Consider the following 26314-nt stretch of genomic DNA (forward strand, 5'->3'; position numbering starts at 1 on the left):
AAGGGTTCTGGGACATCACAGGGGTTGTCGGCGTCTGCCCGCGCCGCAACAGGTGGTCAGCACGAGGTAACCATCCGTGCACAGCCGTGTCAACGGCGCGCCCGTACTTTTTTCAGGTCTTTTATTTAGTCACGACCTTGACGTGAAAGCGTTCTCACAGCAAGCTGCGGCCGAGCCCTGTCTCCCGACGCCCCCGTGAGAAATGAGGCATCCATGAAGCGTTCCCGTGTCGCGGCGCTCGTCGCGATCGGTGCCGCACTCGTCGGCACCACCCTCCTCCAAGCCCCCGCCCAGGCCGGTCAGCAAGCGCCCGCCGCGGCGACCGCGACGATCTGGGAGGAGACCTTCGACGGCCCGGCCGGCCAGGCCCCCGATCCCGCCAAGTGGCGGTACGACATCGGCGGCTCCGGCTGGGGCAACGACGAGCGCGAGTACTACACCAACAGCACCCGCAACTCCGCGCTCGACGGGCAAGGCAACCTGGTGATCACCGCCCGCCAGGAGAACGGTGGCTTCCAGTGCCACTACGGCCCCTGCCAGTACACCTCGGCCCGGTTGCTCACCGCGCAGACGTTCACCCAGACCTACGGCCGATTCGAGGCCCGGATCAAGATTCCCGGCACACAAGGGGTTTGGCCCGCGTTCTGGATGCTTGGTGGCGGCAACTGGCCGAACGACGGCGAGATCGACATCATGGAGAACATCGGCCGCGAGCCGAACACCGTGCACGGCACGATCCACGGCCCCGGCTACTCCGGCGCCGGCGGCATCCGGCGCGGCGTACAACTCTCCGGACGGACAGCCGTTCCGGAACGGGTTCCACACGTACCGGGTCGACTGGGAGCCGAACGCGATCACCTGGTTCGTCGACGGCGTCCAGTACCAGCGCCGTACGCCGGCCGACCTGAACGGCAACACCTGGGTCTACAACCACCCGTTCTTCCTGATCATGAACGTCGCGGTCGGCGGCTACTGGCCGGGCTACCCCGACGGCTCGACGGTGATGCCGCAGACGATGACGGTCGACTACGTCCGCGTGTCCAGCCTCGGCAGCAGCTCCGGCGGAACCCAGATCACCGGCCTGGCCGGCAAGTGCCTGGACGTCGCCGCCGCCAACTCCTCGGACGGTACGCCGGTCCAGCTCTACGACTGCAACGGCACCGGCGCCCAGCAATGGACCCGCCCCGGCGACGGCACGATCCGCGCCCTGGGCAAGTGTCTCGACGTGAACGCGGGATCCCTTGCCGACGGCGCGAAAGTCCAGCTCTGGACCTGCAACGGAACCGGCGCGCAACAATGGACCTACTCGGCCGGCCATGACCTGGTGAATCCACAGGCCAACAAGTGCCTCGATGTCACCGGCAACAACTCCGCCAACGCGACCCCGGTCCAGACCTGGACCTGCACCGGCGCCGCCAACCAGAAGTGGACCGTCTGACCGGCCCGGCGGGGAAACTTCTCGTCACCCAGCGCAAGTTTCTTTCCCCACCGCCCTAGCGGTTGCTCCGCAGCGGTACGACGCCACCGTCGCGGAGCAACCGCAGGACCGGAAGGGTTGCTGCGCCCAGCGCGACGGCGTCTCGGCCGAGCTCGCAGAGTTCGATGGAGACCTGGGAATACGGCAGGCGCAACGCATGCCGGCCGGCCACCTCGCGCAACTGCGGCAGGTAGCGCTCCCCCACCATGAGCCCCGCCCATCCGCCGAGCACGATGCGCTCCGGATTCACCAGGTTGACCAGGTTCGCGAAGCCGGCGGCCAGATAGCCGATCGTCTCGTCCACGATCGTTGCCGCGAGCTCCGACGTACGCACGGAGTCGAGTAACTCGACGAACGCCGCCTCCTCGTCCACCGCGGCCAACGTCCCACCAGCCTCGCGGTACCGCTCGAGCACGCCCTCCGCGCCGACGTACGCCTCGAGGCACCCGTCCGCGCCACACCGGCACCGGCGGCCGCCGTACGCGATCGTCATGTGGCCCCATTCGCCTGCACTGCTGCGGGTCCCGCGGTAGCTGGAGCCACCGGCAACCAGTGCGCACCCGACACCCGAGCCCACCAGCGCGACGACCGCGTCTGTCGCGCCGCGCCCGGCACCGAACCACATCTCCGCCTGGCCGAGCATGTTCGCGCCGTTGTCCACGTGGATCGGGATATCGATGCCCTCAGCAAGCATCTGCCCCAGCGGCACCCTGTCCCAGCCAAGCGTCTGCGCATCGACGACGGCGTTCCCCTCGACCACCCCGGAGACCGCGACACCCAGGCCGAGGATCTGCTCGGACCGGACCCCGGCCGACCCGATCACTACCGCCAGGCCTTCCAGCACGTGCTTGACCACTACCGCGGGCTCCGGCTCGTTGATCGGGTGATCCCAGGTGGCGAGCACGTTCATCGCCAGGTCGAACAGTTCGACGCGGATCCGGGTCTCGCCGACCTCGGCGCCGACGACGTACCGGAACGTCGGTGACACCCGCAGCAGGACGCGCGGCCGGCCGCCCTCGGACTCGACCGAGCCGGCCTCCTCGACCACGCCTTCGGCGATCAGTTCGCCGACCAGGTTGCTGACGCTCGCGGCGCTCAGCGATGTCCGGACGCTCAACTCCTGGCGACTGAGCGGACCGTCGCGGTAGATGCCGGTGAGGAGCACGGACCGGTTGGACCGACGCATGTCGCGCACAGTGGTCCGCCGTGCATCCATGCCCTCTGCCCCTGCCTGTCCGGCCTCCGGCAGGCCGCTCGCCCAGAGTCCATCACGTCGTACCGACAGGCCGGAAGGGGCACCTTCGTCCAGGTCATGAATTAAGCCGCGATTCGTTACCGCCCCGTGATTGACGACCCCTTGCTCACTCCGCTTCACTCTACGGAACCGCTTCCGAAACCGGTTCCGGCCCCCACCGGAACCCTCACCCGCCCGAGGGGAGCAGTGCAGTGTCGATCACCATCGCCGATGTCGCGGCGCGTGCCGGTGTCAGCAAGACGACCGTGTCGCGCGTGCTCAACGGCAAGGGTGAGCTCGACCTGCGCACCGCCGAACGGGTCCGTCAGGTCATCGACGAGCTCGGCTACGTACCGAGCGCCCGTGCGGTCGGCCTGGCCCGCGGCCGGACCCGGATCGTCGGCATGCTGGTCCCGTCGCTCACCTGGCCCTGGATGGGCGAGGTGCTGCAGGGCGCCGTCGACGTGGTCGAGAGCGAGGGCTACGGACTGCTGCTGTTCACCTTCAACCGGGGTGAGGAGTCGATGCACCAGTTCGCCTCGCAGGTCTCGGCCCAGTCGTTCGACGGCCTGCTGGTGATCGAGCCGGAAGGCACGCTCACCTACATCGAGCAACTCCACGCGCGCGGCCTTCCGGTCGTCCTGATCGACGACCGGGCCCGGCGCCCACAGTTCCCGTCCGTCGCCACCACCAACCGGGCCGGGGGCGAGTGCGCCGCCCGGCACCTGCTCGAACTCGGCCGCCGCCGGCCACTGGTGATCACCGGCGTCGAACGGTTCGGCTGCACCCACGAACGCCTGGACGGCTTCCGCGACACCTACGCCGAGGCCGGCTTCGAGCTCGACCCGAGACTCGTGTTCGAGGGCGATTTCACCCATGCGAGCGGACGCCGCGGCGTCCAGTACGCACTCGACCAGCGACTCGAGTTCGACGCGATCTTCGCCCACAACGATCTGTCGGCCGGCGGCGCCATCCAGGCCGTCCGGGAGACCGGACGGAACGTGCCGAACGACGTGTCGGTGGTCGGCTTCGACGACATTCCGTACGCCGAACACACCGAGCCGCCCCTGACCACGGTGCATCAGCCGATGCGCCAGATGGGTCAGGCCGCGGCCCGGATGCTGATGGGCTACTTCGGCGGCACGCCGCTGCCGGCCGAACCCCAAGTGCTGCCGACGACCCTGATCGTCCGCAGCTCCACCGCCCCGAAACCCGCCCCCTACCGACTACGTCCGAAGAAGTGAGGGCTATGACCCACAGATCTTCGGACGCGACGGCCAACTGAAGGCTCCGGCGGCGGGGCAGCTGCCCCTGTCCCGCCGCCGGCGAGAACCCCTTCGAGATCGATCCGTCAAGGCGTCCACTCTTCCCATGAGAGCGTTCTCACGCCACGATGCACCTGCTCACGCGGCTCAGGCGTGAGCATCCGCCAACAGATACACAGGAGGAACCGATGCGAGCACGACGCACTGTCGCGCTGGCCCTGACGGGCTTGCTCGCGGCAGCCGCACTGGCTGCCTGCAGTAACGGGGACGGGAACAATGCCGCCAACACGTCGAGCAGCACGGCCACCGTGCTGAACGTCGGCATGCCGAACGGCCCGCAGACCGAGAACCACAACCCGTTCCTCGGCTCCTCCTCGGGCGCCTCGCTGGGCTACCGCTGGATGATCTTCGAGCCGCTGGTGATGATCAACGGCATCAAGCCGACCGAGCCGGGCAAGCCGTGGCTGGCCACCGAGTGGAAGTGGGACGCGAACTTCACCAAGCTGTCGTTCACGATTCGCGACGGGGTGAAGTGGTCCGACGGCCAGCCGATGACGGCCGACGACGTCGCGTACTCGTTCCAGCTCCGCAAGGACCACGAGGGCCTGAACCAGGACGCGATCCCGTACGGCACCATCACCGCGTCCGGCAACAAGGTCGACCTGACCTTCACCCGGTCCCAGTTCACCAACCAGAACAAGATCCTGACCGTGTTCGTGGTCCCGAAGCACCAGTGGTCGACCCTGAAGGACCCGACCCAGGACACGCTGAAGAACCCGATCGGCACCGGTCCGTACACGGTGAAGTCGTTCACCCCGCAGACCACCACGCTGACGCTTCGGGACTCGTACTGGCAGGACCTGCCGAAGGTGAAGGAGCTGCGGTACACGTCGTACAACGACAACAACGCGCAGACCACCGCGCTGGCCAACGGCGCCTCGGAGTGGAGCTTCGTCTTCGTCCCGAACGTGAAGGCCGTCTACCAGGACAAGGACCCGAAGAACCACAAGCTCTGGTTCCCGGCGAACCTCGGCATCCACGGTCTGTGGATCAACACCACCCGCAAGCCCTTCGACAACCCGGCGCTGCGGCGGGCGATGGACAAGGTGATCAACCGCGACGACATCTTCCAGCAGGGTGAGGCCGGCTACTTCTACCCGAAGGTCGAGTCCGTCACGGGCATCCCGACGCCGGCCGGTGAGTCGTTCATCGCGCCGGACTACAAGGACAAGTCGCACTCGGTCGACGTCGACGGCGCGAAGAAGGACCTGACCGACGCCGGCTTCAAGCTCGAGGGCAACGTGCTGAAGGACCCGACCGGTAAGCCGGTGACGATCACGCTGACCGACCCGGCCGGCTGGTCCGACTACATCACCGACCTGGAGATCATCAAGGACAACCTGTCCACGATCGGGATCAAGGCCACCGTCGACAAGGCCAACCAGGACGCGTGGTTCAAGAACATCGACGAGGGCAACTTCGACGCGGCGATGCACTGGACCAACGGTGGCGCGACGCCGTTCGACATCTACCAGAACATCATGGACGGCAAGATCCTGAAGCCGGTCGGTAAGGGCGGCGTGAGCGGCAACTACGGCCGGTTCAACAGCCCCGAGGCGACCAAGGCGCTGGACGAGTACGCCAACGCCGCCGACGACGCGACCCGGAGCACGGCGCTGAACACGCTGCAGAAGATCATGGTCGAGCAGATGCCGATGATCCCCACCTCGGCGTCCAACGTCGGCGGTCTCTACAGCACCAAGAACTGGGTCGGCTGGCCGGACGAGCAGAACCAGTACGGGCCGGCCCAGCCGACCCAGCAGAACGCCCTGCAGATCGTCCTGAACCTGAAGCCCGCCGGCAGCCAGTGAGGCCGGACCGCGGCGCCGGGAGTTCACGCTCCCGGCGCCGCGGTGCCACGACAGGAGACCCGAATCCATGACGGTGACCGACACCGAGGTGGTCCTCGAGGCCGACGGCCTCACCAAGCATTTCCCAGTACGGCGGGGAGTCCGCGACCTGCTCAGCCGCGATCGCAAGGCAGTCCACGCGGTGGACGACATCAAGCTCACCCTGCGCCGGGGCCGCGTGACCGCACTGGTCGGCGAGTCCGGTTCGGGCAAGTCGACCGTCGCCCGGCTGATGGCCCAGTTGTACGGACGGACGTCCGGTGACATCCGGCTGCACGGCGAGTCCGTCACGGTCCACGGCGGCCGCAGGTTCCGCGCGTACTGCCGTCGGGTGCAGATGATCTTCCAGGACCCGTTCGCCTCGCTGAACCCGACGCACACCGTGCGGTACCACCTGACCCGGTCGCTGAAGATCCACGGCCGGGCGGGCGATCTCGAGGAGAACCTGCGCGACCTGCTGGTCCAGGTGCAGCTCACCCCGCCGGAGCGCTACCTCGACAAGTTCCCGCACGAACTGTCCGGCGGACAGCGTCAGCGCGTCTCGATCGCCCGTGCCCTCGGCGCCGACCCGGAGGCGCTGCTCGCGGACGAGCCGGTGTCGATGCTCGACGTGTCGATCCGGCTCGGCGTACTGAACCTGCTGCGCGACCTCAAGGAAAGGCTCAACCTGGCCATCCTCTACATCACCCACGACATCGCGTCGGCCCGGTACTTCGCCGACGAGACGCTGGTGATGTACGCCGGCCGGCTGGTCGAGGGCGGCGACTCGGAGACCGTCACCCAGAACCCGGCGCATCCGTACACCCGCCTGCTGATCGAGAGCGCCCCGGACCCCGATCGTCTGGACCGGGTCGGAGATCTGCGCGCACCGGAGGACCAGGGCAGCGGCGAGCCGCCGAGCCTGATCGCGCCGCCGTCCGGTTGCCGCTTCCACCCGCGGTGCGTGCACGCGATGCCGAAGTGCTCGACCGAACTCCCGCCCCGCTTCGACCTGCCGGCCAACCATGACAACACCCCGGGCCACTGGGCCGCGTGCTGGCTCTACGAGGAAGGAGCGGCCAAGTGAGGTTCCTCCTGCAACGGATCGCCTTCTACCTCTTCACCGCGTGGGCCGCGCTCACCATCAACTTCTTCATCCCGCGGCTGATCCCGGGCGACCCGGTCACCTCGCTGATCAACAAGTTCCAGGGCCAGATGAGCACCGAGGCGATCAACTCGCTGTACGTGCTGTTCGGCCTGGACAAGAATGCCTCGCTCTGGAGCCAGTACGTCGACTACTGGGGACAGGTGCTCCACGGCGACCTCGGGTTGTCGTTCACCTTCTTCCCCACCCCGGTCTCGGAGATCCTTCGGCAGAGCCTGCCGTGGACGATCGCGCTGGTCGGCATCACGACGTTCGCCAGCTTCATGATCGGTACGTCGCTCGGCGTCCTGGCGGGCTGGCGCCGCGGCTCCTGGCTGGACGGGCTGTTGCCCGCGACAACCTTCCTGTCGTCGATCCCGTACTTCTGGCTGGGCCTGCTGGCGATCACGCTGCTGGCCGGTCCGGGCAGCTTCTTCCCGTCGTCGGGCGGTTACGAGCCCGGCCTGGTGCCGTCCTGGGACAGCCAGTTCATCGGCAGCGCGATCCAGCACAGCCTGCTGCCGGCCGTCACGATCCTGATCTCGTCGGTCAGCGGCTGGATCCTCAGCATGCGGAACATGCTGGTGACCGTCGCATCCGAGGACTACATCACCGTTGCCCATGCCAAGGGTCTGCCCGAGCGCCGGGTGATGGTCGGCTACGCCGCCCGGAACGCGCTGCTGCCGAGCGTCTCCGGCTTCGCGCTGTCGCTCGGCTTCATCGTCGGCGGCACGCTGCTGGTGGAGATCGTCTTCTCCTACCCGGGCATCGGCTACAACCTGTTCCAGGCCGTCGGCGCGAAGGACTACCCGCTGATGCAAGGCGTGTTCCTGGTGATCACGCTGTCCGTGCTCGTCGCCAACCTGATGGCCGACATCACCTACCTGCTGCTCGACCCGCGCACCCGGAAGGAGGGCTGATCACAGTGTCAGCACCAGCCAGCACCATCACCGCGGTCACGCCGGGAGGTCCCGAGGTCGCCGCGGCACCGGCGAAGCGCCGCCGGTTGCGCTTCGTCGCCAACCCCAAGGCCGCCACCGGCCTGATCGTGCTCGCGTTCTTCTGCCTGATCGCGATCATCGGCCCGTGGATCGCGCCGTACGACCCGTCCGCCCGCAGCAGCGACCTGATCCAGCCGCCGTCCGGCAAGCACTGGTTCGGGACGACGCACCTCGGGCAGGACATCTTCAGCCAGGTCCTGGTCGGCACCCGCGGCGTGATGTTCGTCGGCCTGCTGGCCGGCATCGTGGCGACCGCGTTGTCGATCCTGATCGGTGTCAGCGCCGGCTTCCTCGGCGGTGCCGCTGACGAGAGCCTGTCGGCGCTGTCGAACGTCTTCCTGGTGATCCCGGCGTTGCCGCTGATCATCATCGTTGCCTCGACCATCCCTTCGGCCGGCGATCTCATGGTTGCCTTGGTCATCGGGTTCACCTCGTGGGCCTGGGGCGCGCGAGTGCTGCGCGCGCAGACGCTGTCGTTGCGACGGCGCGACTACGTCGAGGCCGCGCGGGCGACCGGTGAGAGCACCTGGCGGATCATCACCGCCGAGATCATGCCGAACCTGACCGCGATCATCGCCTCCGGCTTCGTCGGGACGGTCATCTTCGCGGTGATGTCCGAGATCACGCTGGCCTTCATCGGCATCTCGACGATCTCCGAATGGAACTGGGGAACGATCCTGTTCTGGGCGCAAAGCCAGCAGGCCCTGGCTCAGGGTGCCTGGTGGTGGTTCGTCCCGGCCGGTCTCGCGATCGCGATCCTCGGTACGGCGCTGTCGCTGATCAACTTCGGGATCGACGAGTTCGTCAGTCCGCGGTTGCGCAGCAGTGGCCACACCCGGGTGAAGACCACGGACGGCCACTCGGTCCGGATGCGGGTCGGGTTCACCCCGGTCCTGTCGTCCAAGGATGCGCCTGCGACTCCCGTCGTACGCCGGAAGGAGGACGCGGCATGAGGGAGCCGGTGCTGGAGATCAAGAACTTCCACGTCGACTACGGCCTCGGCGATCAGGCGGTGCAGGCGGTCCGTGATGTCACGCTGACGCTGCATCGCGGCGAAGTGCTCGGGTTGGCCGGCGAGAGCGGCAGCGGCAAGTCGACGCTGGCGTACGGCGTGACGCGACTGCTGCCACCACCTGGCGTGATCAGCGGGGGGTCGGTGATCTACCACCCGCCGAGCGGCGACGCGTACGACGTGATGGCGCTGACGGACCCGGAGTTGCGGAAGTTCCGCTGGGCCGAGACGTCGATCGTGTTCCAGGGCGCGATGAACTCGCTGAACCCGGTGCACAAGGTCTCGACCCAGATGCTCGACGTGATCAAGGCGCACGAACCGCAGTTGAGTCCGCAGGGACGAGTCGCGCGGGCCAAGGAGATGCTCAAGCTCGTCGGCATCTCCGCCGACCGGATGGACGCATACCCGCATCAGCTGTCCGGCGGCATGCGGCAGCGCGTGATGATCGGGATGGCGCTCGTCCTCGAACCGCAGATCGTCATCATGGACGAGCCGACCACCGCGCTTGACGTGGTCATGCAGCGGCAGATCCTGGCCCAACTGGTCGAGCTGCGCGAACGGCTCGGGTTCTCGGTTCTGTTCATCACGCACGACCTCTCGCTGCTGGTCGAGTTCTCCGACCGGATCGCGATCATGTACGGCGGCCGGATCGTCGAGGAGGCGCGCTCGGCGGACCTGTACAAGGACTCGTTGCATCCTTACAGCGAAGGGCTGCTCAAGTCCTTCCCAGCCCTGCGCGGTGCCCGCAAGGAGCTGGCCGGCATCCCGGGTTCGCCACCAGACCTGCGTGGGATGCCGTCCGGCTGTGCGTTCCACCCGCGCTGCCCGCACGCCTTCGACCGTTGCTCGACCGACATCCCGCTGCTGGGAATCCCGTCGGCGCGCAACGACCCCAGCCGATCCGTCGCCTGCTGGCTCCCCGGCCGCGTCGGCTGACCCCACCCCTTACGTCCGAAGATCCGTGGCCTATTGCCCTCGATTCTTCGGACGTAAGCTCTTATCACTTCTCGCAGGGAGATCGTTGAGTATGAGCACTGCATTTGTGGCGGGGCTGCCGGGTGGGTTTCGGTGGGGGGTCGCTACGTCGGCGTACCAGATCGAGGGCGCCATCGACGCCGACGGCCGGACGCCGTCGATCTGGGACACCTACTGCCGGGTGCCGGGCGCGATCGACAACGGCGACACCGGGGATGTCGCCTGCGACCACTACCACCGGATGCCGGCCGATGTCGCCCTGATCAAGGACCTCGGGTTCGACACCTACCGGTTCTCGGTGGCGTGGCCGCGGGTGCAGCCGCGCGGCAGGGGTCCGGTGAACCCGGCCGGGATCGCGTTCTACGACCGGCTCGTCGACGAGCTGCTTGCCCAGGGCATCGATCCGTGGGTGACGCTGTACCACTGGGATCTGCCGCAGGAGCTCGAGGACGCCGGCGGCTGGCCGGTGCGCGACACGGCGTACCGGTTCGCGGACTACTCGATGATGGTGTTCGACGCGCTCAAGGATCGGGTCGACACCTGGACCACGCTCAACGAACCCTGGTGCTCGGCGATGCTCGGCTACGCGTACGGCGCTCATGCGCCGGGGCGACGCGAGTACCCGGCGGCCCTGGCAGCCGTTCATCACCTGCTGCTCGGGCACGGATTGGCGACGTCCCGCATACGCGAGGCAGCGCCGCGCAAGCTCGACATCGGGATCACACTGAACGTGGCGACGGCGTACCCGGCTTCGGATGCGGAGCCGGATGTCGAGGCGGCGCGCCGTGCGGACGGGGTGGGACGACGCATCTACCTCGACCCGCTCGTCATCGGCCGCTACCCCGCCGACGTGGTCGCCGACCTGGCCCGCGAAGGTGTCGAGCTCCCGGTGCTCGACGGCGATCTGGACATCATCTCGGCGCCGATCGACGTACTCGGGGTGAACTACTACTTCAGCCAGAAGTTCACCGGCTACGCCGAGGACGGCAGCACGGTGGACGCGGACGGGCTGCCGATCAGCCGCACGCTCCCGTTGAACAAGCCCCGCACGGCGATGGACTGGGAGATCGTCCCCGAAGGCTTCACCGACCTCCTCGTCGGCATCGCCCGCGATTACCCGGGCCTCCCGATGGTCATCACCGAGAACGGCTCCGCCTTCGAGGACGTCCCCGACGCCACCGGTTTCGTCGACGACACCGACCGTACGGCGTACTTCGCCTCCCACCTCGCCGCCGTTGCCGAAGCCATCCGCCAGGGCGCCGACATCCGCGGCTACCTGGCCTGGTCCCTGATGGACAACTTCGAATGGGCCTACGGCTACGTCAAACGCTTCGGCATCGTCCGCGTCGACTACGACACCCAGACCCGCATCCCGAAAGCCAGCGCGCAGTACCTCAAACAACTCGCCGAACAACACCGCGCGCGCTAGTCCGGACCAAGGCGCGAACGCAGACTCGGCCGAGAACCGAGACCTCGGACAGGAACCGCGGACCTGGGCCCCCGCACGACCTGTCCCCGGTTCCCGGTTCCTGTCCGCGGTCCCCAAATCCTGTCCCCACTCCTCGGAACGTGCCGGAGCAGTGAGGACAGGATGCGGGCCGGCGCGATTTGCGGAAACTAATGTGCACTGGGCGACGATTTCTTTCCCCAAAGACGCACCGGCATCCTTAAGGGCGAGCAACTCCGAGAGCGGTGACGAGTGTGGCGAACATGTCGTCCCAATACCTGACGATCGTGGCGCCATGACCTTCGCCGGGCGGACGATCACGGTGGATCGAGGAATCCGCTCGGCCAACCATCGGCCGTGTGAGGGCGAGACCTCGGACAGGAACTGGAGACCTGGGACGCCGCACGACCTGTCCCAGGTCCCGGCAACCTGTCCTAGGGGCCGGCGGCCGGGCGGTGAAATGTGGAGAAGTCGTGGAGATTCGGCCTCCATCCGGACTCCACGTCCTCTCCAAGCTTCGGATGACCAACGCGGCGCAGAGTCGTCCCATCGGGGTGGAGATGGGGGCGGCAGATGTACGACGTTGTGGTGGTTGGGGCACGGTGTGCCGGGGCGGCGACCGCGAGGTTGCTGGCGGGGATGGGTCACGACGTCCTCATGGTCGACAAGACGCGACTGCCGAGCGACACGCTGTCGACGCACGGACTCATCCGTGGCGGCGTCGTCCAACTGTCCCGCTGGGGTCTGCTCGATCGCGTCCTCGACAGCGGCGCGCCGGCGGTCACGCAGGTGCGGTTCGACATCGAGGGCGAGTCGAAGGTACGGCGGATCAAGCAGCGCGCCGGCGTGGACATGCTGGTCGCACCCCGTCGTCACGTGCTCGACGGTCTGCTGGCCGACGCGGCGGTGGCGGCAGGCGCAGAGCTCCGGACCGGGGTGACCGCGACCGGTCTGCTGCGATCGGACGCTGGCCGGGTCGCCGGCATCGTCGGCCGGTCCGCGAACGGCGACCGCGTCGAACTGCCGGCCCGCGTGGTGGTCGGCGCGGACGGCCGCGGGTCGCGCATGGCGGGCTACTTCGGCGCCGAGACGCTCGAGCAGCACACCTCACCATGCGCGGTCTTCTACACCTATGTGACCGGTCTCCGATCGGACACCTACGAGTTCCACATCGCGCCCGATGCGTTCGCCGGCGTTTTCCCGACGCATGACGGTGCGGCGTGTGTCTGGCTGATCCGCCCGACCCCGCTGCTCGAACCGATCCGTACGGCGGGCTCCGGACGCGGCGCGGCGTTCGTCCAACAGCTCGAACTGCTGGTGCCCGACCTCGGCCACCGAGTCCGCGCCGGCCGTATCACGGCACGACTGCGTGGAACCGCGGATCTTCCGAACTACCTTCGCCGATCCCACGGACCGGGGTGGGCCCTCGTCGGCGATGCCGGCTATCACCGCGATCCGATCACCGGGCACGGCATCACCGACGCGTTCCGCGATGCGGAGCTGCTGGCGACCGCCATCGACCGGTGCCTCGACGACCCCACGGCCGAGCGGACCGCGATGACGTCGTACCAGCAGACGCGGGACGCCATGGCGCGCGAGGTCTTCGACCTGACCTGCGCGTTGACCGCCTTCCCACCGCCGAACCGCTTCGTGGAGCTGCAACTCCAGCTCAGCGACGCACTCGAACGCGAGGCCGACGCGTTGGCCTCGTTTCCCGGACTCACAGCAAACCTTGCTGCCTGAAAGGAAGAGCATCATGACCGCAACCACGACCGACAGCCATCGGAACGGAGTCGACACCGCCACGTTGTTCGCGACGCTCGACGCCGTCAAGGCCCAGCCGGAGATCGCCCGCTTCCAGTTCCGCGCCACCAACCGGTGGATCAGCGGCACGCACAACCGCGGCACGATCAACGGGTTCTACGGAGCCGGACAGGAGAACACCCGTCCCGCCGACTTCACCTTCGACGCCGACCACCCGCCGGTACTGGTCGGCGGCGACAACGGCCCGACGCCGGCCGAGCACCTGCTGCACGCCCTGGCAGCCTGCCTCACCAGCGGGCTGGCGAACATCGCCGCCGCCCGGGGGATCGACCTCGATGAGGTCACGTCCACGGTCGAGGGCGACATCAACCTGCTCGGCATCCTCGGCCTCGACCCAGACGTCCGCAACGGGTACGAAGCGATCCGGGTCGTCTTCCACGTCAAGGGCGACGCCGAGGCGCAGAAGCTGAAGGCCCTGGTCGAGCAGTCCATGAACCGCTCGGCCGTGTACGACGTGATCACGCACGGTGTCCCGGTGTCGATCGACGTCGCGACCGCCTGATCACAGCGCCCAAAACACCGCCTGTGGCTCGACCCCACCGATCACGTGCTCGCCGGCGTACTCCGTCACGACACCGGAGCCGGCGAGCAGGTCGCGCACCGCCGACGTCAGCCACACCGATCCCGGCGCCGCCTGGTCGGCCATGGCGATCGCGGTCAGTACGCCGTACGCGTCGAGCTCGGTCTCGTCACGCGGAACCTCGGCGATGGCGACACCAAGCCTGGCCACTGCGTGAAGCTGAGCGAGGCCGGCCCGCACCGCCGTCGCCGGACCGTCGAACAGCACCACGACCCGGCCGTCCGGACCCGAGCACCGACGACCGCCCGCCGCGACCAGACCGTCCGCGACCTCGTCGGCGCGTGGCCCGGCCGGCGCGACGACGGCGGCGAGGGCCGACGGGCGAGGCTCAGCTGCGGGGAGCTCGTGCAGGAACCGCTCGATCGCGTCGAGGATCTGATCGGGATCGCCGGAGACGAAGTGGTCCTCGCCCTCGATGAGTTCGAGCCGGGCACCGGGAATGCGCTCCGCGAGGTACCGGGCGCCGGCGGGATCGATGAGCGCGTCGCCCAGCCGATGGAGGACCAGGGTCGGGACCCGTACGGCGGGCAGCGCGTCCCGGACGTCCACGAGTGCGTTCATGTTCATCAGCGCCCGGACCGTCGACGGCGTCGCCGCGGCCCGCATGCGTTGCCCCCACCACCGCTGCATCGGCTCGTCCGCGGATGGGCAGCGCATCCGCATGTCCGCCTCCCAATCCCAGCGGCTGACGAGTTCCTCGGCGTAAGCGGCCCAGACTTCCTCCTTCTGCGCGCAGGGATAGTCCTCCGACCAGGCTCGCTTGGCATACGTCCCGTACAGCACGAGCCCGGCGACGCGTTCGGGGTGGGCTGCGGCGCACAGGATCGCCATCGGCCCGCCCTCCGAGTACCCGACGAGCACCGCGCGCTCCGAACCGACGGCATCCATCACGGACAGGACGTCGTGCATCCGGGTCTCGACGTCCGGCAGACCGGACGGCCGGTCCGACATCCCGGTGCCGCGCTTGTCGAACCGGATCAACCGGCCGAACGACCCCAGCCGATGCAGGAAGTGCGCGTGCCGCGGGTCGCCCCAGTCCAGCTCGAGGTGGGACACGAACCCCGAGATCAGCACGATGTCGAGCGGACCGCCACCGGTCACCTGGTAGGCGATGTGGAGCCCGTCGCTGACGGTGTACCGGATCGGCTCGGCCGCCCGGAGCACCGTCCGCGCCTCGACCGGCGCGACGAACCGGTAGCCCCGGCCGTGCTGGGTCCGGATCATCCGCTGACTGTGGCCGTCGTCGCCGAGCGCCCGCCGGACCTGCTTGATCCGGCTGGTGACGGCCGTCTCGCTGACGAAACGGCCGCCCCAGACCCCGTCCATCAGTTCCTCTTTCGGAACGACCCGATCACGGTGCGAAACGAGATAGGCCAGCACATCGAACGCCTGGGGCTCCAACGGCACCGGAACACCACCCCGCCGCACCTCGAACAGGGCCGGGTCGAACTCCAGATCGCCGCCGAACGCGAGCACCACACATCGACTATGACGCGTCAGCCCTTCTGCGTCACCCGGTTGAGCGGTGCCGGCGTCACGGTCTTGTGGGCCTTCAGGTACGCCGCGAACGTCTCATGGTCGGTGTTGTTGCGGACCGGGTCGGTGTAGGCCTTGAAGGCCGAGTAGCCGTCGGCGCCGATCACTGTGTAGGCGAGGGCGGCGACGCGGTAGGTCTTGGCCGGGTCGAGTGCGGTGCCGTCGATCTCCACGTCGGCGGGATCGATGCGGTCGCCGACCGGCCGGCTTGCGTCGAAGGCGTAGGTGACATTGCCGGAGAGCGCGAGCGGCGCGAACTTCACCGTCCCGTTGGTCTGCGTTTGCCACTGCTGCTCCAGTACGGCGTCCAATTGGGCGCCGGTGAGGCTCACGGTCAGCACCGGGTTGCCGTAGCCGTACGCGTCCCACGACTCACCGAGCATGACTCGTCCGTCGGCGTCGCCCGGCTTGTTGCTGTTGGCAACCAGAAGGTCGCCGCGCAGTGCGGTGGATCCGACGGAGGGCTTGGCCGCGATCAGGCCGAGGTCCGCGCTGCCGTTCTGCCGGGCGGTCCACAGGTGTACGTCGGCGGCCAGGTCGGCCAGGGTGCTTTCGCCAGCCGCATTGGCGGTCCGAGTGAAATCACCGGTGATCGTCGCAACCGGCTCGGCGTACTTCCGGTCGCCGGCAGCCGCCCAGTAGTCGACGATCTGCTGGATCTTCGGGTCCGGCGTGACGTCGCGGGTGACGGCGTGGTTGGTCGACGTGGTCTGGTCGCGCAGTACCTCACCGGTCCGGCCGTCGAGCTGCAGGTTGATCTCGTTGATCAGCCGGCCGTGGTTCGCGGCCTCGACCACCGGGCGCGGGTTGCCGTCCGGGTCCGGGATGCTGCAGTTGAACGCGGCGTGCCAGTGGCCGGTGACGATCGCGTCGATCTGCGGCGTCACCTTGCGAGCCAGGTCGATCGCGGGACCACTCGGGTTGATGCAGTTGTCGTACGTCGCCGACGCGTCGGTGCCACCGTCGTGCATGTTCAGCACGATCGCCTTCACACCCAGCTTGGTCAGCTCGGCCGCCGCGCGGTTCGCCGACTCGACCGGGTCGAGCGCCTTCAGGTCCGGCTGGTACGACGTGGAGCCGACCGGCGTGTCCGGGACCGTCATCCCGATGAAGCCGATCGGGTACGCGCGACCGTGATCGCGGACCCAGCGGATCGTGTACGGCGCGACGATCGTGCGGCCCTTGGCGTCGACGATGTTGGCCGACTGGAACTCGAAGTTCGCCCCGTGGAACCGGTGGCCGGTCGAGTCGGTGAAGCAGCTGTCCACGCCGATCGTGCCGAAGCACTTGCCCTTGGTCATGTGGTCGACCAGGAAGCTCTTCGACACGTCCAGCTCGTGATTGCCGACGCTGGAGAACTCGACCCCGAGCGCGTTCAGCACCTCGATCGTCGGCTCGTCCGCGTGCGCGTCGACCTCGAACGGCCAGCCAGAGAAGTTGTCCCCGTCGGCGAAGAAGATCGAGTTCTGGTGACCGGCCCGGATGTCGTTCAGATGGGTCGCCAGGTACGCCGCTCCGCCGACGACCTGGGTGGTCCCGTCGGGCCCGGCGATGGTCCCGCCGTCGGCCGGCGACGGCGGCCGCAGGTATCCGTGGAAATCGGTGATCGACACCAGCTGCACCGGCACCGAGGTGGTTGCGGCCGCACTGTCCGGCTGCGACGGGTTGGCGGCCTGAGCGGTCGCTGGGGCCAGGCCGGCCGCTGGTGCCAGGGTGGCTGTCAGTAGGGCCGCGAGACCGGCGGCGAGGGCGCGGGGGCGGCGAACTTTGCGCACAATTGTCTCCTCAGCTGTCCAAACAAGCAGTTCTCGACAGGATGAGAGTGCCCGACAATGAACGAGATGTCACTATCAAACGGCGAGTCGGAAAAGTCAGAAAGAATCCGCCCGGCGGTACCCCGATGCGCTCCGCTGCCGCAAACTCTCCTCATGACCCTTCCCGTAATCCCTGCACCCGCGACCGAAACCAGTCCGGATGGGACCTTCGTCATCCGCGACGATGTCGCCGTCGTCGCGCAGTCGGCCGAGCTCATCGAGGTGGCCGCACGCTTCGTCGACGACGTCCAGGCCGACGCCGGGTTCACGCTGGCCGGCAATCCCGGTATCACCGTCATGATCGACACGGCCGGCCTCGAGGAGGTCGCGCCCGTCGCCGGCCTGCGGGCCGACGGCAACGAGGACGCCGACGAACGCTACGGGCTCGAGGTCGCCGGCGACGGCGTACGCGTCTGGGGTGCTACGGCGGAGGGCGTGCATCGCGGGCTGACCACGCTCCGGCAGCTCATCGCTGCGCACGCACACGACGGTACGGCGGTTCTGCCGGCCACCCGCATCATCGACGGGCCCCGGTTTGCGTGGCGCGGGTTGTCGCTGGACGTCGTACGAACGTTCCACGCACCCGACGAGGTTCGCCGGGTCATCGACATGCTCTCGCTGTACAAGCTCAACGTGCTGCACCTGCACCTCACCGACGACCAGGGGTGGCGGGTCGAGGTGCCGTCGCGACCGATGCTGACCGAGGTCGGCGCGAAGGGCGCCGTTGGCGACCGGGCGGGCGGCTACTACACGCGGGACGAGCTCGCCGAGCTGGTTGCGTACGCCGCCGAGCGGTTCGTGACGGTGGTCCCGGAGATCGATATGCCCGGGCACACGACCGCGGTGTTCAGCGCGTACCCCGAGCTGGCGCCGGCCGAGCTGCGGTCGGTCGATCTCGGCGATGGAACCAGCATCCCGCTCAACACCTTCGAGCCGGAGCGGCCGGAGATCTGGGCGTTCGTCGAGGATGTGCTGGATGCGGTCATCCCGCAGTTCCCGCAGAGCGCGTATGTGCACATCGGTGGGGACGAGGCGTGGGGTATGCCGGATGAGGCGCACGCGGCGTTCGTGGAGCGGGCCGCCGCACTCGTCCGCGAGCGCGGGAAGCGGGTGGTGGGGTGGCAGGAGATCGCCCGCGCTGCCATCAGCTCCGACGAGGTCGTGCAGTACTGGCTGGAGCCGCGCCAGCTCGAGTCGCTCGACGGTGACGCCAGCTCGATGGTGCCGTCGGACCTGTTGCCGGTGCTGGTCGAGCACATGAAGAAGGCTGCACAGGATGTCCCGCGGGCGATCGCCCACGGATCCCGCCTGATCATGTCGCCCACGAGTCGCCTCTACTTCGACTGCCCACACGCGGAGCCGTCCTCCGACCCCGCTCAGGAAGAGCTGCGACAGCGCGTCGGTCTCCCCTTCTACACGCCGGTGTCCATCCGCGGCGGCATCGACTGGGACCCACTCGAGGTCACCCCGGAAGTCACTTCCGACACCCAGATCGCCGGTGTAGAAGCCGCCATCTGGTGCGAGACCATCACCAGCCAAGAAGACCTGGAGTTCATGCTCCTCCCCCGCCTCCCCGGCGCCGCCGAGAAAGCCTGGTCCCCGAACCCCACCGACTGGCCGGACTACGCCACCCGCCTGTCGCACCAGTCCCCCACCTGGCGCAGCCGCGAATGGACCTGGTTCAAGTCGGTCGAGATCGACTGGAAGTAGCTCTGTGAGGGGCAGACCGATCGCCGGCCTGCCCCTCCTCAGCAGACTCAGCAGGTCGCGGTCGGTGCCGCCCAGTCCGCACGGTCGTTGTAGCCGCCGTCGCCCGCGTCGCCGACGACGAGGTCGAGGACGCGTACGCCGGTCAGGTCCACGTCGACCTGCTTCGGGGTGAACCGGTCGACGACACCGCTGTCGAACAACACCTTGCCGTCACCGACGACCTGGAATGTCGAGGTCCCGCCTTCCGGCCCGACGTTGCTCACCACGTCGTCGATCCCGACGGTCCCGGTCAGCCGCGAGCACGACTTCCCCAGGTAGTAGCGAATGAGCGACGGCGAGGCGACCCCGATGCCGGTCGGGTAGGTCTGCCCGACGAGCTTGATCGGGTTGCCGCCGCCGACGCTCTCGTCCACGGTCGGCGACATCCAGCCGCTGGTCGCGCTGATCCACTGGTGATGCGAGAGCGGGACGGTCCCGACCGGTGGCGCCGGCGCGACGACGACCGGTGACACAGTCGTCTGCCGCTGCACGCCGTACCCGATCGTCTGGTACGACGTCGACGCGGTGAGGCTCGCGGATCCGGGCGCGGCCCCGGCCGGCAGCTTCACGGTGAAGGCGAAGGTCGCCTGCTTGCCACTGGCAATGAGAGCTGGGGCGTTCGACAACGGCTTCACGGTCCACCCAGTGCCACCGGCAACCGTCACGGTCGGCTCGAACACAGGTGTCGTTCCGTCGTTGCGGACGGCAACCTGAACAGTGAGCTCGTCGCCACCGGCGACGACCGGCGCGACGCCGACAGGCTGAGCGTCGGTTCCGACCTTCGTCACCTGCGGAATCCCGGCGGTGACGTGCGGGATCCCCGGCACGCCGGTAGCGGGCTGGACCCGGAAGAGCGCGGTTCCGTGGGCCGGGACCGCCGCACTGATCGTGCCGGCGCTCTCGGTCACCTTGTCGGTCCACGCGTTCTTCAGGGTGAACCGCGATCCGCTCAGACCGACCGCGGCCGCGGTCGTGGTGAGCGTCTTCGCGCTGTCGCCACGGTTCAGCAGCACGACGGCACGGCTGCCGTCGGCGAGCCGCTTCACCCAGGTCTCCGTCGTCCCCGCGGCACCGACCCGGACAGCCTGAACCGCGGCCCGGTCCTGGTTGATCGCGAGTACGTCGGGATCGGTCAGCATGCCGATGGTCGTCGCACTGAGCTTGCGGATGTCGCTGCCGACCACGAGCGGTGCCGCCGCGACCGCCCACAGCGTGAACTGCGTGCGGAACTCCTCGTCGGTCATCCCGAGCTCGGGCGCCAGGTAGTCCGGGTCGCTGAACGCACCCGGCTTGACCACCTCGGGGTGCCGCGCGTTCGCGTCGTAGTTCCGCAGTACGTCCTTGAACTTGATGTCGCCCTGGAAGCCGACGTCGGTGTAGGTCCGCCACGACTGCGCGATGTCCGGCGCGTAGGTCCAGGAGTTGATCGACTGCTGCGACTCCGGGTAGTTGCCCCAGTCGGGCGAGGTGACCGGGTTGCACAGGTTGAAGATCATCGGCCGGTGGCTCGCGTTGTTGCGCAGCGCGTGCGCGAACTCGGTGAACACGGTCTTCGGGTCCAGGTTGGCAGCGATACCGCACAGGTAGTCGACCTTGACCGCGTCGAAGCCCCACGCGGCGAACTGGTCCGCGTCGCGCTGGTAGTAGCCGCCGCTGCCGAGACCGCACCTGCCCGGGATGTACGGACCGGCGTCGGTGTAGATGCCGGCCTTCAGACCCTTGCTGTGGATGTAGTCGACGACCGGCTTGAGCCCGTCCGGGAACTTGGCCGGGTTGGGCTGCAGGTCACCGGCGTCGCTGCGCGACTGGTCGGCCTGCCAGCCACCGTCGAGCCAGACGATGTCGTAGCCGGCCTTCGCCAGTCCGCGACTCACCAGCGAGTCGGCGACCGACTTGATCGTGTCCGCGGTGAAGTCGCCGCCGAGACCGTAGTACGTGTTCCAGCCCATGTACGGCGTCGGGCTGAGCACGGGCGTCGCGGCAGGGGCTGCCGTGGCTGAGGTGGTGGCGGTCGCGAGCGAAGCGGTCACCAGGACCGCCGCGATCACCCCACCGAGGAGTCGCTTCATCTGTTGTCCTTTGCTGCCGTTGAGCGGAGCGGTCAGTCGAGTGCTTCGACGACCAGGCAGTTCGAGTCGGTCGAGCCGTCCCAGCGGATGCCGACCTGCAGCAGATAGCTGCCCGGGTGGACCTCGTCCCCCACCCGGTAGTTCTTCGCGGGATCCAGCTGGACGAGCGGCACGCGTCGCGGCCTGGTCGGCAACGTCCCGCGCACGTTGCCGTCACCCGTCTCCCACAGGAACACCACGGATCGCGTCGTACCGACGTACTGGACACCGGCCGGCAGTCCGTAGACCTTGCTATCGGCAACCAAGTCGCGGATGCCCTTGTACTGCTCGATGTGCCGCGCGGCGGTCGCCAGCTGCTCGTTGTTCCAGCGCGACAGGTCGGCGCCGATGCCGAGTACGCCGGCCATCGCGACGTGGAAGCGGAAGTCGAGGGACCGTTCGCGGCCGTCATGGGTGCCGACGGCATCGGTCACCCAGGAGCTCATCAGATGGGGCGCGAAGCCGGTCCGGAACCCCTGCTGGATCCTGAGCCGATCCAGCGGGGCCGTGTTGTCGCTCGGCCAGAGCGTGTCGACCCGCGCGGCCATCCCGAGGTCGACGCGGGCGCCGCCGCCCGCGCATCCCTCGACGTACACGTCCGGATGCTCGGCTCGGAGCCGGTCGAGGATCGCGTACAGGTTCGCGACGACGCGTCCGTCGAGATCGCGCCGCTGGTCGCCGGCGTCGAGCCGCGGCCGGTTGGCGTCCCACTTCAGATACGTGATCCGGTACGACGACAGCAGCCGGTCGAGCGTGGTCCAGATGAAGTCGGCGACGTCGTCACGGCTGAGGTCGAGCAGGAGCTGGTTGCGGATGAGGACGGGATCGCGGCCGGGAGCGCGCAAGATCCATTCGGGATGCTTCGCGGCCAGCTCGGACGTCGGACTCACCGACTCGGGCTCCACCCAGAGCCCGAAGTCGAGCCCGATCTCCTTCAACTGCGCGATGAAAGTGTCGAGCCCATCCGGGAACTTGGCCGGGTCGACGTCCCAGTCCCCGAGCCCGCCGGTGTCATCCGACCGCCCGACGAACCACCCGTCGTCCACCACGAACGTCTCGACCCCGATACTCGCGGCACACCGCGCCAGCTCGAGCTGATGCTCGGCGCGAATGTCGAACTCGGTCGCGAACCACGAGTTGTAGAGCACCTTCGGCGTGAGCTTCCGCGACAGCGATCGCTCGTAGTCGTGGAAGACGCGCGCAAGCCCGTCGGTCCCCTCCGCGCTACACGCGCCCACCGCCTTCGGCGACACCCAGGTCTCCCCGGGCGCCAGCCTGATCCCCAGACTCGACGAGACCCGACCGGCCTGAATCCGCAGCAGTCCGGTCGTGTCCACGTCCGTGCTCATCTCCCATGACCCGGACCACGCCAGTTGTACGCCGTACGCCGTACTGCCGTCGTCGACTGCCATGAACGGTGAGTAGGAATGCCCCGTGATCCCCTGCGCGCTCCCGATTGTGAATCGCCCTCGCTCGAGCGACACCTCACTCTGCTGGAACTCGCTGTTCCACTCGCCCCACAAGTACTTCACCGTTGCCCCGCCGGACGTCGGAACCACAAACCCCGCGGAGTCGTGCCGGTGCAGCGTCAGCTCGTCAGCGCCGTCGTTGTGCACCGAAACCCAGCGCTCGACCACGTCCAGCCCGGCCGGGACACGGTAGTGCAAAACCAACCGGAGCCCGCGCAGCGCGTCCACGAACGTAAGCTCCAGCCCACTCACCCCGTCCCCAGCCCCATCCCCGCCCTCGCCATTTGAAGGGAGAGCCTGTCGAGTTGTCGGTTCTCCCCCCGAAATACCAGCGGATAACGGGCGAGTCCGAGGGTTGTCCCATGAAATGGCCGAGCGGTTGGCGGTGGTGAAGGTGGGTCGGAGTTCGTCGGAGCCGTCAGGGCCGCTCACCACCAGGTCGACCGGCGCTGCATAGCGGACACCGCGCACGGCGTACTCCAAGGGCTCCACGTCGGCGCGCGGCAGAAAGTGTTCGGTGCCTACCGGAGCAACAACTGACGGGCCGTCGGCAACCGCATGGGGGCCCCAGGCAATCAGCTGCGCCCACTGGCCGTGGTCCGGGACGCCCACCACATAGGAGGTGGTTGCGCCGCGGAGGGTCCAGGTCTTCACTTGACCGCCCCGATCGCCAGCCCGCCGACGAAGTGCTTCTGGAAGCGGAGGAAGACGGCGACCGTGGGGACGGCCGCGATGACGGTGCCGGCGGCGATCACGTTCCAGGACGAGACGAAGAGCCCTTGGAGACCGAGCAACGCCGGCGTGACAGGCATCTTCTCGCCGGAGCGGATCACGGTGATCGACCACAGCAGATCGTTGAAGATCCATGTGAAGGACAGCGCACCAAGGGCAGCCAGAGCGGGTTGGGTCAGTGGGAGGATCACGCTCGCGTAGATCTTCCCCGGCCCGGCCCCGTCGATCGTCGCCGCCTCCTGGATCTCCCGCGGCAGATCCCGCATGAACCCGTGCAGCACGAACGTGTAGAACCCGAGCCCGAAGCCGACATGCACGGCGATCAGCGCGATCAGCGTGTCGTAGTACCCGATCAGCTCCACGAACCGCGAGATCGGGATCAGCAGGATCTGCGGCGGCAGCAGGTTCCCCATCAACATCAGCAACAGGATCGTCCGCCGGAACGGGATGCTGTACCGCGCCAGCCCGTACGCCGCGATCGACGCCAGCCCCAGACTCAGGATCACCGCCGGAATCGTCACCAGCAGACTATTGATCAGGGCCCGGAACTCGTCCGCGTCCTCCCACGCCGACTTGTACGTCGAGAACGTGAACGAATGCGGGAGCGACCCCAGCCCGTTCGCCGCGACATCGTCGAAGCTGCGGAACGAGATCACGATCACCCACAGGATGGGCGCGATCCACAGGAACGACACGAGCCCCATCGCGACGTGGTATCCCGAGGTCCGCAGGCGGTTCATGTTTCCTCCCGGAAGGCGCGGATCAGGTAGCCGAGGATCACGGCCAGTGCGAGTACGAAGATCACCACGGCCAGCGCGGACGCGTAGCCCAGCTGGGTGGATTGGAACGCGGTCGAGTACATGTAGGTGCTCAGCAGTTCGGACGAGTGATACGGACCGCCCCTCGTCATCGACCAGACGATGTCGAAGGACCGCAGTGAGTCGATCACGATCACCGACAGGACCACGGAGTTCACGCCCTTGAGCTGCGGGATCGTGACGTACCTGGTCCGCTGCCACGCCGACGCGCCGTCCACCTTCGCGGCCTCGTACAACGCGGGGTCGACCGCCTTCAGTCCGGCCAGGTACAGCACCATCACGTACCCGATCTGACGCCACAGCGCCGGCACGATCACGGCGTACAACGCAGTGTCGGGATCGGCGAGCCACGGCCGGATGAAGTTGCCCAGGCCAACGGTCCGCAGCACGGTGTCGACCAGTCCGTCCGGCTGGTAGAACACCCGCCAGATCAGCGCGGTGACGACCAGCGAGAACACGACCGGAGTGAACAGCGCGGCCCGGTAGATGCCGACGCCGCGGCGCTCGCGCTGCAACAGCAGCGCCATCCCGAAGCCGCCGATCACACTCAGCCCACCGAACAGCACCAGCCAGATCGCCGTGTTCTTCAACGCGGTCCGGAAGATCGGATCCGACACCATGTCGCCAAAGTTGCCGAACCCAACGAACCGGGGAGCCGACAACCCGTCCCAGTTCGTCAATGACAACCAGAACCCCTGCAACGCCGGCCAGAACACCCAGACAGCCTCAACCGCAAACGGCACGAGCACGAAGGCCAGGATCAACGGCGAGACCCTACGCGGCCCGGAGCGCTTGGGACGGCGGGCTCCCCCGCCGGCCCGTTGTGCGGACCGGCCGGGAACCGTCTCTGTCAGAGTGGAAGTCACGCCTTGAAGACCTTTTGTGCGGCTGCCTGCCAGTCCTTCAGGATCTGGTCGATCTGGTCCGGCTTGTCGAGGAACTTGGTCAGGGCGGCGTCGGCGGTCGGCTGCAACGCGTCGCTGGAGTCCCGGTTGAAGAACTGGGTCAGCTCCGCCGCGCTCTCGATCATCGCCTTGCCCTTCTTCACCAGCGCGGTGTCGGCCGACTTCCCGTCCGGGTTCGCGGGGATCGCCGTACCCGACGAGCTCTGCACGTAGATCTCCTGCGCCTCGGTCGTCGCCAGCCAGGTCATGAACTTCTTCACGCCGTCCGGGTCCTTCGCCTTCTTCGACGCGAAGTACCCGTCCGTCGGCGCCTCTTCGGCCACCGGCACGGCGGGATCGATGATCGGGAACTGGAAGAAGTCGATGTCGTCCAGCGCGTCCTTCGGCGCCGAGTCGGCGAAGAACGTGCCGATCAGGAACATCCCGGTCTTGCCGGCCAGCAGCGCCGACGTCGCCTCCTGGAACGGGAACGACTTGCCCTTCGGGTCGAAGTACGGCAGCGCCTCGCGCCACTTGGTGAAGACCGCCTTGACCTTCGGGTCGGTGAAGTCGCCCTGGCCGGCCAGCAACTGCCGGTGGAACGGCGCGCCGTTGATCCGGATGTTCAGGTAGTCGAACCACGCGGACGCGACCCACGGGGTGTCGCCGAGACCGATGCCGATCGGCGGGATGCCCTTGCCCTGGATCGTCTTGCAGACCTGGAGGAACTCGGCCCAGGTCTTCGGCGGCGTCACGCCCCACTTGGCGAAGTTCGACTTCCGGTAGAACATGCCCCACCAGTAGTAGCTGGTCGGCACGAAGATCTTCTGGCCGGCGCTGCTGGTGGACAGCGTCTGCATCGACTTCGGGTAGTTACCCATGCTGTCCCACACGCTCGAGACGTCGAGCAGCAGGTCCTTCTTCGCGTACGAGTCCGCGACCGAGCCGGCGTACCAGGTGTAGACGTCGGGCGGGTTGGCCGAGGTCAGGTACGTCGGCAGCTGGGTCCGGAAGATCTCCGATGCGACCGTGTTCAGCTTGACCTGGGAACCGCCGGTTTTGTTGTACGCGGCAACGAGCTTCTCCATCGCGGCCTTGGCCTGTTCACTGGAAAGGTTCGACTGCAGCGAGAGCTCACCGGTCGCCGCGCCGCTGCTGCCCGAACTCTTCGTCGAGGTAGCGCACCCCGGCACCAGGGCCGCTGCCCCGAGCAGTCCGAGTCCCTTGAGGAAAGTCCGTCGATCTGCTGCCAGACCCGTCATGCCCAAACTCCTGACATCTGCTCGACCAGCGTGCCAGTCGAGTGAGTGGTGTGTTGCCGACGATCTTGCGGCGGAGGATCGCAGGTGTCAATAT

19 protein-coding genes and 1 pseudogene are annotated in these 26314 nt (G+C 67.8%); 12 read left to right on the forward strand and 8 right to left on the reverse strand.

What is annotated here, in order from left to right:
• Positions 1–213 precede the first annotated feature (213 nt).
• Both OG555_RS02630 and OG555_RS02635 read left to right on the forward strand, forming a co-directional pair.
• Positions 214–702, forward strand: a pseudogene (locus tag OG555_RS02630) (glycoside hydrolase family 16 protein); the annotation flags it as partial.
• Positions 656–1438 (forward strand): ricin-type beta-trefoil lectin domain protein, encoded by a 783-nt coding sequence (locus OG555_RS02635; protein ID WP_329480818.1) that lies wholly within the window; start codon positions 656–658, stop codon positions 1436–1438. The pseudogene OG555_RS02630 and the gene OG555_RS02635, both read left to right, overlap by 47 nt.
• Positions 1439–1493: 55 nt before the next feature.
• On the opposite strand, the gene OG555_RS02640 is transcribed toward OG555_RS02635, so the two are convergent.
• Entirely contained in the window at positions 1494–2663 is a 1170-nt protein-coding gene (locus tag OG555_RS02640; protein ID WP_329480820.1) for an ROK family transcriptional regulator, read from the reverse strand.
• Between the two features lie 260 nt (positions 2664–2923).
• Here OG555_RS02640 and OG555_RS02645 point away from each other — a divergent pair, with 260 nt between their 5' ends.
• The 9 genes from OG555_RS02645 to OG555_RS02685 all read left to right on the forward strand — a co-directional run bounded on the left by OG555_RS02645 (position 2924) and on the right by OG555_RS02685 (position 13770).
• Positions 2924–3955 carry a LacI family DNA-binding transcriptional regulator gene (locus OG555_RS02645; protein ID WP_329480822.1) on the forward strand — a complete coding sequence of 344 codons (1032 nt, stop codon included), beginning with the start codon at positions 2924–2926 and terminating at the stop codon, positions 3953–3955.
• A 209-nt stretch (positions 3956–4164) separates the two neighbouring features.
• Positions 4165–5847: an ABC transporter substrate-binding protein gene (locus OG555_RS02650; RefSeq protein WP_329480824.1), complete on the forward strand. Its 1683-nt coding sequence runs from the start codon at positions 4165–4167 to the stop codon at positions 5845–5847.
• Positions 5848–5914: 67 nt separating this feature from the next.
• Positions 5915–6952 carry an ABC transporter ATP-binding protein gene (locus OG555_RS02655; protein ID WP_329480826.1) on the forward strand — a complete coding sequence of 346 codons (1038 nt, stop codon included), beginning with the start codon at positions 5915–5917 and terminating at the stop codon, positions 6950–6952.
• Complete coding sequence (locus OG555_RS02660) at positions 6949–7929, forward strand: ABC transporter permease (protein WP_329480828.1); 981 nt, start codon at positions 6949–6951, stop codon at positions 7927–7929. Before OG555_RS02655 ends, OG555_RS02660 begins: the two co-directional genes overlap by 4 nt.
• Before the next feature lie 5 nt (positions 7930–7934).
• Positions 7935–8963, forward strand: a complete 1029-nt coding sequence (locus OG555_RS02665) for an ABC transporter permease (protein WP_329480830.1) — start codon at positions 7935–7937, stop codon at positions 8961–8963.
• Complete coding sequence (locus OG555_RS02670; RefSeq protein ID WP_329480832.1) at positions 8960–9958, forward strand: ABC transporter ATP-binding protein; 999 nt, start codon at positions 8960–8962, stop codon at positions 9956–9958. Before OG555_RS02665 ends, OG555_RS02670 begins: the two co-directional genes overlap by 4 nt.
• Positions 9959–10049: 91 nt before the next feature.
• Positions 10050–11426: a GH1 family beta-glucosidase gene (locus tag OG555_RS02675; RefSeq protein WP_329480834.1), complete on the forward strand. Its 1377-nt coding sequence runs from the start codon at positions 10050–10052 to the stop codon at positions 11424–11426.
• Positions 11427–12017: 591 nt separating this feature from the next.
• Positions 12018–13187 carry an NAD(P)/FAD-dependent oxidoreductase gene (locus OG555_RS02680; protein WP_329480835.1) on the forward strand — a complete coding sequence of 390 codons (1170 nt, stop codon included), beginning with the start codon at positions 12018–12020 and terminating at the stop codon, positions 13185–13187.
• A gap of 13 nt (positions 13188–13200) precedes the next feature.
• Complete coding sequence (locus OG555_RS02685) at positions 13201–13770, forward strand: OsmC family protein (protein ID WP_329480836.1); 570 nt, start codon at positions 13201–13203, stop codon at positions 13768–13770.
• Here OG555_RS02685 and OG555_RS02690 read toward each other — a convergent pair whose 3' ends face one another.
• Both OG555_RS02690 and OG555_RS02695 read right to left on the reverse strand, forming a co-directional pair.
• Positions 13771–15327, reverse strand: coding sequence for an alpha/beta fold hydrolase (locus tag OG555_RS02690; RefSeq protein WP_329480837.1), 1557 nt, complete (start codon positions 15325–15327; stop codon positions 13771–13773).
• A 17-nt stretch (positions 15328–15344) separates the two neighbouring features.
• Positions 15345–17159 carry a bifunctional metallophosphatase/5'-nucleotidase gene (locus OG555_RS02695; protein WP_329480838.1) on the reverse strand — a complete coding sequence of 605 codons (1815 nt, stop codon included), beginning with the start codon at positions 17157–17159 and terminating at the stop codon, positions 15345–15347.
• A gap of 153 nt (positions 17160–17312) precedes the next feature.
• Between OG555_RS02695 and OG555_RS02700 the strand changes: the two genes are divergently transcribed.
• A complete protein-coding gene (locus OG555_RS02700) occupies positions 17313–18908 on the forward strand; it encodes a beta-N-acetylhexosaminidase (RefSeq protein ID WP_329480839.1) in 1596 nt (531 codons plus the stop codon).
• A gap of 47 nt (positions 18909–18955) precedes the next feature.
• On the opposite strand, the gene OG555_RS02705 is transcribed toward OG555_RS02700, so the two are convergent.
• From OG555_RS02705 to OG555_RS02725, 5 genes are read right to left on the reverse strand one after another with little or no spacing between them, the layout of a single operon-like run.
• Positions 18956–21016 carry an NPCBM/NEW2 domain-containing protein gene (locus OG555_RS02705; protein ID WP_329480840.1) on the reverse strand — a complete coding sequence of 687 codons (2061 nt, stop codon included), beginning with the start codon at positions 21014–21016 and terminating at the stop codon, positions 18956–18958.
• Between the two features lie 32 nt (positions 21017–21048).
• Entirely contained in the window at positions 21049–23178 is a 2130-nt protein-coding gene (locus OG555_RS02710) for an alpha-galactosidase (RefSeq protein ID WP_329480841.1), read from the reverse strand.
• On the reverse strand, positions 23175–23996 hold the full coding sequence (locus tag OG555_RS02715) for a carbohydrate ABC transporter permease (RefSeq protein WP_329480842.1): 822 nt from the start codon (positions 23994–23996) through the stop codon (positions 23175–23177). Before OG555_RS02715 ends, OG555_RS02710 begins: the two co-directional genes overlap by 4 nt.
• A complete protein-coding gene (locus OG555_RS02720) occupies positions 23993–24940 on the reverse strand; it encodes a carbohydrate ABC transporter permease (RefSeq protein ID WP_329480843.1) in 948 nt (315 codons plus the stop codon). The genes OG555_RS02715 and OG555_RS02720 overlap by 4 nt, the downstream gene beginning before the upstream one ends.
• Positions 24937–26220: an ABC transporter substrate-binding protein gene (locus OG555_RS02725; protein ID WP_329480844.1), complete on the reverse strand. Its 1284-nt coding sequence runs from the start codon at positions 26218–26220 to the stop codon at positions 24937–24939. Before OG555_RS02725 ends, OG555_RS02720 begins: the two co-directional genes overlap by 4 nt.
• Between the last annotated feature and the right edge of the window lie 94 nt (positions 26221–26314).

This window comes from Kribbella sp. NBC_01484, assembly GCF_036227145.1.
Taxonomy (GTDB): Bacteria; Actinomycetota; Actinomycetes; order Propionibacteriales; family Kribbellaceae; genus Kribbella.